Origin of the sequence: Staphylococcus pasteuri (assembly GCF_003970495.1) — a bacterium.
GTDB lineage: Bacteria > Bacillota > Bacilli > Staphylococcales > Staphylococcaceae > Staphylococcus > Staphylococcus pasteuri.
Genome location: NZ_RXWW01000007.1, coordinates 1 through 10,820, shown reverse-complemented (window position 1 = coordinate 10,820; position 10,820 = coordinate 1). Strand labels below are relative to the sequence as shown.

Genomic DNA, 10,820 nt, shown 5'->3' with positions numbered 1-10,820 from the left:
ATATTAACGTTAGATAGGAAGTTACTATTCATCTATAATGATGTAGTATACTTCCTTTTTTGTGAAATTTGAAATTTATATTGTAAGGACCGAATTTTTTTAAAGTTTGAGATATGATAAAATATATTAGAATCACAATGATGAGGTGGAATCATATGAAAATCGCAATCGTCGGTGCAGGTATTGGTGGATTAACTGCTGCTGCACTATTACAAGAACAAGGTCATCAAGTTAAAGTATATGAAAAGAACGACGCTATTAGAGAAATAGGTGCTGGGATAGGTATTGGCGATAATGTGATTAAAAAATTACATAATCACGATTTAGCTAAAGGTATTAAAAATGCAGGTCAAAATTTAACAGCAATGAAAACATTTGATGAACAAAATAATCCATTAATGACTGCTTTTCTTAAACAAGATACACTTAATGTGACATTATCTCGTCAAAAACTAATTAATATTATTCAATCGTACGTTGAACCTGACAGTATTTACTTAAATCATAATGTAACTAAAATAGATAATAATAACTCAAAGGTGACGTTACATTTTATTAAACAGGAAAGTGAAGCATTTGATTTGTGTATTGGTGCAGATGGTATTCATTCCACTGTGAGAAATACTATAGATGAACAAAGTAAAGTACAATATCAAGGTTATACATGTTTTCGTGGTTTAGTGGATGATGTCCAATTAGAAGATCCATTTGTAGCAAAAGAATTTTGGGGTAGAAAAGGTCGAGTAGGTATTGTTCCACTTGTAGGCAACCAAGCATATTGGTTTATTACAATTAATACCAAAGAAAATGATCTTAAATACAAATCATTTGGTAAACCACATTTACAAGCGCGTTTTAACCATTACCCAAATGAAGTAAGACATATTCTAGATAAACAAAGTGAAACTGGTATTATATTAAACAATATTTATGATATGAAACCACTCAAATCCTTTGTAAAAGAACGTACTATTTTATTAGGTGACGCTGCACATGCTACAACTCCAAATATGGGACAAGGTGCAGGCCAAGCAATGGAAGACGCAATTGTATTAGCTAATTGTCTAAAAGAATATGATTTTACTAAAGCACTAGAACGTTATGATAAATTAAGAGTCAATCATACATCTAAAGTGATTAAAAAATCACGCAAAATCGGTAAAATAGCTCAATATCAAAATAGATTAATGGTTAAGGCTAGAAATACTGTTATGAAGATATTACCTAATAAAATTGCCTCTAATCAAACTAAATTTCTTTATAAATCTAAAGAAAAATAAAGAGTTACTTCAGAATTTTATTAGATTAGCAGTACTTGTGTCAGAGACATAAAGTTATTAAGAAAAGAGAAACAGCAATCAAGCTCTTTGATGAGCTTGATTGCTGTTTTTAATTACCATTATTTATTATTCACAATAAATTGAGGCGTTTCGCCATTAAGTTTTTTAATAGTGTCGTTAGCAACAATTTTAGCCATCATATCTCTTGCTTCAAATGTTGCATTACCAATATGAGGTGTTAGTACTACATTTTTTAATGTTTTTAATTCATCAGTGATTTGAGGCTCAAATTCATAAACGTCTAAAGCAGCGCCTTCAATTTCTTTATCTTTTAGTGCTTGTACTAATGATTGTTCGTTGACGATAGGGCCACGTCCTGCATTTACTAAGTAAGCCGTTGATTTCATTTTCTTAAATTGCTCAGTATCAATTAAATGGTGTAAACCAGGATTGTATGCAGCATTTATAGTAATGAAGTCTGCATTTTCCAATAAAGTATCTAAGTCTACGTATTTAGCTCCGATATCTCTTTCTTTTTCTTCTTTACGGTGAGGCCCAGTGTATAACACGTCCATATCAAATGCACGGGCACGTTTTGCAACTGCACCACCAATTTCACCTAAACCTATAATACCAATAGTTTTTTCAGATACTTCTCGTCCTCTAAAGAATAAAGGTGCCCAACCATCAAATCCTTTAGTACGAGATAATTCATCACCTTCAACGATACGACGCGCAACACTTAAGATAAGACCAATTGTTAAATCAGCTGTTGCGTTAGTTGAAGCTTTCGGCGTATTTGTAACATCGATATTTTTTTCACGTGCATAGTCAATATCGACATTGTTGAAGCCAGCACCATAATTTGCAATGATTTTTAAGTTTTTACCACTATCAATAACTTCTTTATCAACGTTTGTTGATAGTAAACTTACTAATGCTGTTGCATCTTTAACACCATTTATCAATGCTTCTTTACTTATTAAACCTTCGTCATCATACATTTCTACTTCAAAATGCTTTTTCAAAAGTTCTAATCCAACTTCTGGAATTGCACCTGCGATAAATACCTTTTCCATCCTAATCACTCCTTTTATCAACAGTATATAAAAAGATACGAGTCTTAACAATTAATTCAACTATAAGAATAGGTCAAATTAACTTATTAATCGTAATCCGATTACAGCAACTAATATCATAGCAATACAAATAATACGAAACACATTTTTAGATTCATTATAAAAAATCATACCTATAATAGTACCTCCCGCTGTACCAATGCCTGTCCAAATAGCATAAGCAGTACCCATAGGTATTTCAGTCATTGAAAGCTTCAATGTGCTAAAACTACAGACAAAAGCTATCCCAATTAAAATCATAAATATTTTATTTTTAGTTCGAGACCATTCATTCATAAATACAACGCCAGTAATTTCTAAACAACCAGCGATGATGAGATATATCCATGACATTATTGATGACCTCCTTCAACATCTTCATTCGTTGAAAGTTTTAAACCGATAATTCCTAATATTAATAATATAATTAAAAATAATTTAATAAATGTAAAAGGTTGATTGAAAAAGACCATATCAACAATAACTGTACCTGCAGCTCCTATACCAACAAAAAAAGCGTATACAGTACCTACAGGTAAGCTTTTAGTAGTATCAATCACAAGATAGAAGCTTAAAAATATAAAAATAAGGGTTACTAACCAACTAATAAGTGAATCAGCGTTATTTAAACCAGTAACCCATATGATTTCTACTAATCCTGCTAAAATGACTTTTAACCATTTCAATATCGTATTCCTCCTAATAAAATGACAATAAATCTATTCTCTCAAAATTGATGATAAGTGGCAAAATGTAAGTGTTATAACATAAAAAAACTTGTAAATGATTAACTAATCATTTACAAGTTTGTATTCATTATTCAAATTACTATCAATATTAGATATGGATATAGTTGTATGAACCAGCTTCACTTGCTGAGATAGTACGTGTACTAACAGAGAAAGGTCCACCATTATAGTTCATTTCTGAAACTGTAACTGATCCATCGCTACTAACATTTTCAACATAAGCAACGTGACCGTAGCCTCCAGCTGATGATTGTAAAATTGATCCTGCTTTAGGTGTGTTGTTTACTGTATAACCAGCTTGTTGTGCTGCTGATGCCCAATTTCTAGCATCTCCCCAAGTTGAACCGATTTTTCCACCAACTTTGTCATATACGTACCAAGTACATTGACCAGCAGTATATAAATTACCAGATGAAGAATTCTGTGTAGTAGTAGATGTTGTAGTTGAAGTTTGTGTTGTATTATATGATTGATTATTTGGTTGATTAAATTCAGCAGCATCTGCATGATGAGATGTTGTACCGAAATATGCAGCGCCAATGCCTGCTGTTAATGTAGTAATAGTTGCAATTTTTTTCATGATAAATATCCTCCCGAATTTGTTTGGTATTAATATGTAAAGTGATATGGTGTAGCGATCCAAATATCATCTTCATTTACCAATTTAAGTTTTAATCGTTTTACGACAAGAGTAACTTTAACAGATATCAATGACTTTGTGTGTGTTGTTACACTATCGTAATTAAATTAAAAAAACCATGACTCTTGTTGTAATAAACAAAAATCATGGTAATAAATATAGTTAACGCTTACAATGGCGTTGTTAATCTATTTTTTTAATTTAAGTAACATTTCTAAAAAACATATATTACAAGAGATTGTAATAAACTATCCAGAAATTATTTGAAAAATCTTATGCTTAAAGGAATTAAATATTCTTTACCACCATAATATTTTACACATGCAATGATAGTAAAAATAAATGATAGTAAACATAAAACTAATAATGCAATTACGCCAACAATATAGAAGATGATGCCAATCATTGCGGCAGTATCATTATTCATACTTAAACCGATAATAAAAGGTATTAACATAATTACTGTAAGAATGATTGTCCAAATAGTATACGAAATAGTAAAATTAAAATAGTTCTTACCAGCTTTATCAACAAGTTTAGATTCTTTACGTTTAATAACCCAAATAATAATCGGTCCAATAATGCCACTAAATAAACTTAGTAGATATATTAGCATAGACATAAGACGTGAATCTTCATCGTTCGAATCAATCATTTGAGATGTTTGATCAGATATTTCATTATCTTGAAATTGTTCTGCCATAGGAATACCTCCATTTTATATGTAAATAAAATTTATTACATCTTTACTATATCAAATGTTTATAAATTAATAAATAAGTTTTTAGTTTATACAATAACATGATTTGTCTTATCGTCTATCTACAGGTTTATTTATTATAAAATAGGATATATAAAATTATTAGTTTCGTCATTATTAAGTATTCTGTAACCTAAGTTTATATATAAATTTAATATGTAAATGGTGACTAAACTAAATAAATAGTTTAATCATATTGTATTAACAATTATAATGTAGAAATGTAAAATTATTAATGATTTACGAAGGTATAGAGTGGGACTAGGATAACTTTTTATAAAGCCATTTTAGTTCCACCTTTTTAATGAAATATAAATAAGAAAGAGGTTTTTATATGAAAATTGCAATTATTGGATCAGGTAATGGTGCAGTAACAGCTGCTTTAGATATGGTAGACAAAGGGCATGATGTTAAATTATATTGCCGAAATCAATCTATTGAAAAGTTCAATAAAGCATTTGAACGTGGTGGGTTTGATTTTAATAATGAAGGCGAAGAAAAATTTATAGAATTCACTAATATTAGTGATGATATTGAAGATGTAATGAAAGATGCAGAAATTATTCAAGTTATTATTCCTTCTTCATTTATAGAATATTATGCAAAAGTGATGTCTTATCATGTGACAAATGATCAATTAATATTCTTTAACATTGCAGCTTCTATGGCATCTATTCGTTTTATGAATGTATTAGAAGACAGACATATTGATGTTATGCCTAATTTTGCAGAAGCGAATACATTAACATATGGGACTCGTGTTGACTTTAATGAAGCACGCGTTGATTTATCTTTAAACGTACGTAGAGTTTATTTCTCAACATTTAACAGAGAAGAATTGAATGATAGTTATGATAAAGTATCAGAAATTTATCCAAACCTAGTTAAAGAAGAAAGTTTACTTAAAACTAATTTAGAAAATGGTAACCCCGAAGTTCATCCAGGACCAACTTTATTAAATGTAGGTCGTATAGATTATGCAGAAGAGTTCTCATTATATAAAGAAGGAATAACAAAACATACGGTACGTTTACTTCATGGCATTGAATTAGAACGTTTAAATTTAGGACGTAAATTAGGTTTTGAGTTAGAAACCGCTAAAGAATCAAGAATTCAAAGAGGGTATTTAGAACGTAAAGATGAAGACGAACCATTAAATAGATTATTTAATACCAGTCCAGTATTTTCTCAAATTCCAGGTCCTAATCATGTGGAAAATAGATATCTGACAGAGGATATTGCATATGGTCTAGTGCTATGGTCAAGTTTAGGCCGTGTCATAGATGTACCTACACCTAATATAGATGCAGTCATTGTCATTGCTTCTACTATATTAGAACGTGATTTCTTTGAAGATGGTTTAACTGTAGAAGAATTAGGATTAGATAAATTAGATTTAGAATAATTACATGTCAAAAATATTGAAAGGAAAGAGGTCTTGTTTCAAAAAGAAAAGTATAGATAAGGGGAAAATATATGAAAAGACAACCAACTTTTTTAGAATCGATATCTACTATTATAGTTATGGTAATAGTAGTAACTACTGGTTTTGTAATATTTAACATACCTATTCAAGTATTGTTATTGATCTCTTCTGCATATGCAGCTTGTATTGCATACCGTGTAGGCTTACGATGGGAAGATTTGGAAGAAGGAATTTCTAAGCGTTTAAATACAGCAATGCCAGCTATATTTATCATTTTAGCAGTAGGTATTATAGTTGGTAGCTGGATGTTTTCAGGTACAGTTCCGGCACTCATTTATTATGGTCTTAATTTCTTAAATCCGAGTTATTATTTAGTATCAGCTTTTATAATTAGTGCAATTACTTCAGTAGCAACAGGGACTGCTTGGGGATCTGCATCCACTGCAGGGATTGCTTTAATATCAATAGGAAATCAATTAGGCATTGATAGTGGTATGGCTGCCGGTGCAATTATTGCTGGAGCTGTTTTTGGTGATAAAATGTCGCCACTTTCTGATACTACCAATTTAGCAGCTTTAGTTACAAAGGTGAATATCTTTGCACATATCAAATCGATGATGTGGACAACAATTCCTGCATCAATCATAGGTTTAATTGTTTTGTTTTTTGCTGGATTACGCTACCATAGTCAAACTAATCCTAAACAAATTGAACAATTACTACATGAACTTGCAAAGATATATCATATCAATGTATTTGTATGGGTTCCTTTAATTGTTATAATCATTTGTTTACTATGTAAAATATCTACAGTACCTGCGATGTTAATATCAAGTTTAAGTGCATTATTAGTCGGTACATTTAATAATCATTTCAATATTGTTGATGGATTTAAAGCGACATTTAATGGCTTTAGCCATACAATGACGAATCATAGCCATGTGTCGAATAATGTTAAAGCACTTATTGAGCAAGGCGGTATGATGAGTATGACCGAAATTATTGTTACGATATTTTGCGGTTATGCATTTGCGGGGATAGTAGAAAGAACAGGTTGTTTAGACGTATTGTTAAAAACTGTCTCTAAAGGTGTTAATTCAGTAGGGACACTGATTTTAATAACAGTTGTATGTTGTCTTATGTTAGTTTTTGCAGCAGGTGTAGCTTCTATCGTCATCATTATGGTTGGTGTTTTAATGAAAGAAATGTTTGAGGAAAGACAATTATCGCAAACTGTGTTATCAAGAACGTTAGAAGACTCAAGTACAATGGTGTTACCTTTAATTCCTTGGGGTACTTCAGGTATATACTATGCACAACAATTAAATGTAAATGTTAATGACTTCTTTATTTGGACAGTTCCTTGTTACATTTGCGCAATTATAGCAGTGATATATGGCTTTACAGGAATAGGAATTAAAAAAATTAATAAAAATGAAGTTTAAATTAATAAATAAGTGGAAAGTAATAAATACGTTAAAACAATTACATAGGTATAAATTGTAGCGATTATATCTTCATTATGTTTTAACTATGATAAATATCCTTCTAATTAGAGTAGGGGTTAAGTTTTGTAGCGGAATTTAACCGTGAAATATTAGACTAAACGAATTCTTTTAAACAACATATTAATAAATTGCCAATTATTATGAGAAAGACTAATCAAGAAATTTATTTGAATTTGTTTATAATCAAAGAACCAGGTGAGATATATTGATATTACCTGGTTCGTTTGGTTATTGACTATGTCGAATGATAAGTTACGACATTTTTGATGAGTAAATAATAGTTGCACTAATATAATATAAGAAGACCGAGCTATGAAATCACTAGAAAGTGACTTATAGTTCGGTCTTCTTTTTATTAATATTTAAAATTGATTAGTGAATGTAGTTATATGAAGCGGCTTGGCTAGCTGAGATTGTACGTGAAGTAACAACACCAGCACCATGACCATAATTCATTTCAGATACACGTACTGAACCATTACTATTTACACTTTCAACATATGCAACGTGACCATATCCACCTTGAGTTGTTTGTAAAATAGAACCAGCAGCTGGTTTATTATTTACTGTATAACCTGCAGCTGCAGCAGCATTTGCCCAGTTATTAGCATTGCCCCAAGTTGATCCAACTTTACCACCTACGCGATCATATACGTAATAAGTACATTGACCAGCAGTATATAAGTTACCACCATTTGAAGATGCTTGAGATAATGATACACCGTTTGATGATGGTGCAGTAGTAGTAGTTACATGTACATTGCTGCTTGAAGTTGAGTAACTAGCACCAAGACCACCTGTACGTTGGTTGTTTTGATTATAAGCTTGTGTATTATAGCCGTAATCATAACTATTTTTGTAGCTATTGTAATTATTGTTATAACTATTGTAATTATTATTGTTGTAATTGTAAGCTTGAGTATTGTAACCATAATCGTAGCTATTATTTTGGTTTACTTGATTTGGACTCCAGTTACCTTTCCAAGTGTAGTGGTAGTTACCTTGTTGATCGATTGTGTATGAGTAACTATATGAACTTGGGTCATTTGGGTTGTAGCCCCCGTTATTATTTTCTGCTGCTTGAGCATCATGACTTGCAAAAGCGAAAGTAGCGATTCCTGCAGTTGCGATTGTAGCTGTAGCGATTTTTTTCATTTGATAAATATCCTCCTAAAATATGCTTAAAAAGTTTAAATAGCATCAAAGCTATAGTTTATGTAAGTTTTATTTCGTTTGTTAACGACAAGACATACTTTACCAAAAAAAAGTGAATTTGTGTGCCTTGTTATTGATTTGTAATTTTATGCTAATATTGTTACACAATTTAAAATTAATATAATAGTACATGAAAGGCACATAAATATAGTGGTTAAGCTATTTATCAAATATATTAAAAAAGTTACAAAATGATGTGTTACATATCTGTAAATTTACAGAAAATTTAAATTGAATATAGATGAAAAGTATAAACAAAATTTTTAAGTGTGAGACAACCTCTTTTAATCATACGTTGACTAACGTGCATATTTTAAAATCAAAGTAAGATGAATGAGCAGTGATAAAATATTAAGAAATATGGATAAAGTAACATATAGTTCAAAACATGCTATTTAAATATAATTAAAAATTGATATAATATTAAAATAAATTGCTACTATAAATTTTTGAATCATTATACAATTAAGTAAGAAGATAGATGTTATCTAATTTAAAGATTTAAAAGAAATGGGGACAAAATAAAGATTAGAAATATGTCTATATGCAACGTGAGGAATTTAAATGATAGAAAATTATTCAATTCGTGTTTTCAAGAATTTAATTATTAATAATAGTAAAGAGACAAATGTTAAACTTGTTTATTGGTTGAAAGGGAATGGAGATATATTAATCAACTTAAAAAGATATAAAATGCAAACCGGTAGCATTGCACTTATTATGATTAATGATGTGTATCAAATTAATAGTGAAGAACAAGCTATAACTAGTCTAATAGAAATTTCGGCAAAGGATTTTATGAGATTTATGACTCCTGGGACGAGTTTATTAGGTGGAGAAATTAATTCAGAAAATCATACAAGAATATCTTGGTTATTAAAGAAACTAATTGAATTAAGATGTATCAATCAAACTCAATACATGACGATAGATAAAGTTATTAAATACTTGTGTATCGAACTATGTTCAGTTGATTCAAATATTAATGATAATGAAAAATTATCTTTTATTGCTGAACCAGTTCATGAATACTTAGTTAAGAATCATTCACAAAAAATTATTAAAAGTGATCTCGTGTCTGCTACAAAAATACCTAGCCAATTATTAACAGAAATGTTTCGTCATACGCCATTCAATAGTTTTAATCAATATTTAAATCATATTAGACTTAGATTTTGTTTATTAGATATTATTTCAACGAATCTTCCTATTGAAGATATAGCTGGTAAGCATGGGTTTAATCACTATTCTCGATTTATACAACTTTTTAAAGAAGCTTATGGACAAACTCCTAAATTAATTAGAAAGAAATACATAGGAACATCTATCTCAAATAATGAAACTGAAGAAATTAAATTGGACGAAAATGTGTTTAAACTTATACGTAATATAGAGAAAGGTTCTAATAACACATCTATACAATGTGATATTCAATTTTCTGCGCAAGACAAACAGAATTGTATTTTTCCATATCAACTTTATATAGAAATGAATAAATTAATGACGTTGAGTCATTTTGATTTATTAAAATTAAAAAATAAATTGAATTATAGAAGTAATGAGATACATCTCATTATTGACGTTGATTTTGACTTAATTATGCAAAATATAAAAATATTTGAAGATAACATAACTCAATTGTTGACATTAATGGACGATGTACATATGACGCCTGTTTATAAAATCAAAACTAAACAATCTAAGTATTTTACAGCGCAAGAAAGAATAGCATTACAACAATTTATGAATACGTTGTTTCAAGTATCAAGACGCTTTAGAAATGAAAATATTGAATTTTTAATGCATGAATTAAGTTTATTTGAAATAAAAGAACTTAAGCAAATTTTAAATTCATATTTTGATAATCACATTTTGCTATGGAGACCTAATGAAGAACAATTAGCAATAGTTGAACAAGTTGAAACATTCGTTGACTATATTATTCTTCCAATAAATCAGACAGATAAAATCAAATTAGCGCAACCAAATAAGTTAATGATAAGTAATTTATTTACAAATACAACAAAAGAACTTATTGATATAGTTGATTTAAAAAATTTGAAAAATATATTTAAACATCTATGTAATATGAGATCTATTCATTTATATTGGCAACATTTAGAT

The 10,820-nt window shown here is 29.5% G+C and carries 10 protein-coding genes; 4 read left to right on the top strand and 6 right to left on the bottom strand.

What is annotated here, in order from left to right; translation table 11 throughout:
- Nucleotides 1-155 precede the first annotated feature (155 nt).
- On the top strand, nt 156-1,280 hold the full coding sequence (locus CD121_RS00825) for an FAD-dependent monooxygenase (RefSeq protein ID WP_029055829.1): 1,125 nt from the start codon (nt 156-158) through the stop codon (nt 1,278-1,280).
- A gap of 119 nt (nt 1,281-1,399) precedes the next feature.
- Here CD121_RS00825 and CD121_RS00820 read toward each other — a convergent pair whose 3' ends face one another.
- From CD121_RS00820 to CD121_RS00800, 5 genes are all read right to left on the bottom strand, one after another.
- The gene (locus CD121_RS00820) at nt 1,400-2,359 is read right to left on the bottom strand and encodes a 2-hydroxyacid dehydrogenase family protein (RefSeq protein WP_017636448.1); all 960 of its coding nucleotides are present in this window, start codon (nt 2,357-2,359) and stop codon (nt 1,400-1,402) included.
- Between the two features lie 78 nt (nt 2,360-2,437).
- Complete coding sequence (locus CD121_RS00815) at nt 2,438-2,752, bottom strand: DMT family transporter (RefSeq protein WP_126567278.1); 315 nt, start codon at nt 2,750-2,752, stop codon at nt 2,438-2,440.
- On the bottom strand, nt 2,752-3,084 hold the full coding sequence (locus CD121_RS00810; protein WP_126567277.1) for a DMT family transporter: 333 nt from the start codon (nt 3,082-3,084) through the stop codon (nt 2,752-2,754). Before CD121_RS00810 ends, CD121_RS00815 begins: the two co-directional genes overlap by 1 nt.
- Nucleotides 3,085-3,235: 151 nt before the next feature.
- On the bottom strand, nt 3,236-3,727 hold the full coding sequence (locus CD121_RS00805) for a CHAP domain-containing protein (protein ID WP_126567276.1): 492 nt from the start codon (nt 3,725-3,727) through the stop codon (nt 3,236-3,238).
- Between the two features lie 319 nt (nt 3,728-4,046).
- Nucleotides 4,047-4,442 carry a DUF4870 domain-containing protein gene (locus CD121_RS00800; RefSeq protein WP_371683215.1) on the bottom strand — a complete coding sequence of 132 codons (396 nt, stop codon included), beginning with the start codon at nt 4,440-4,442 and terminating at the stop codon, nt 4,047-4,049.
- Nucleotides 4,443-4,881: 439 nt separating this feature from the next.
- Here CD121_RS00800 and CD121_RS00795 point away from each other — a divergent pair, with 439 nt between their 5' ends.
- Nucleotides 4,882-5,952, top strand: a complete 1,071-nt coding sequence (locus CD121_RS00795; protein WP_017636250.1) for an NAD/NADP-dependent octopine/nopaline dehydrogenase family protein — start codon at nt 4,882-4,884, stop codon at nt 5,950-5,952.
- 71 nt (nt 5,953-6,023) lie between these two features.
- Nucleotides 6,024-7,418 carry a Na+/H+ antiporter NhaC gene (gene nhaC, locus CD121_RS00790; RefSeq protein WP_126567274.1) on the top strand — a complete coding sequence of 465 codons (1,395 nt, stop codon included), beginning with the start codon at nt 6,024-6,026 and terminating at the stop codon, nt 7,416-7,418.
- Nucleotides 7,419-7,853: 435 nt separating this feature from the next.
- Here the strand turns inward: nhaC and CD121_RS00785 are convergent, their stop codons facing one another.
- Nucleotides 7,854-8,636, bottom strand: coding sequence for a CHAP domain-containing protein (locus CD121_RS00785; protein ID WP_017636248.1), 783 nt, complete (start codon nt 8,634-8,636; stop codon nt 7,854-7,856).
- A gap of 624 nt (nt 8,637-9,260) precedes the next feature.
- On the opposite strand from CD121_RS00785, the gene CD121_RS00780 reads away from it, so the two are divergent.
- A partial coding sequence (locus CD121_RS00780) for a helix-turn-helix transcriptional regulator (RefSeq protein WP_143565110.1) occupies nt 9,261-10,820 on the top strand: 1,560 nt, incomplete at its 3' end.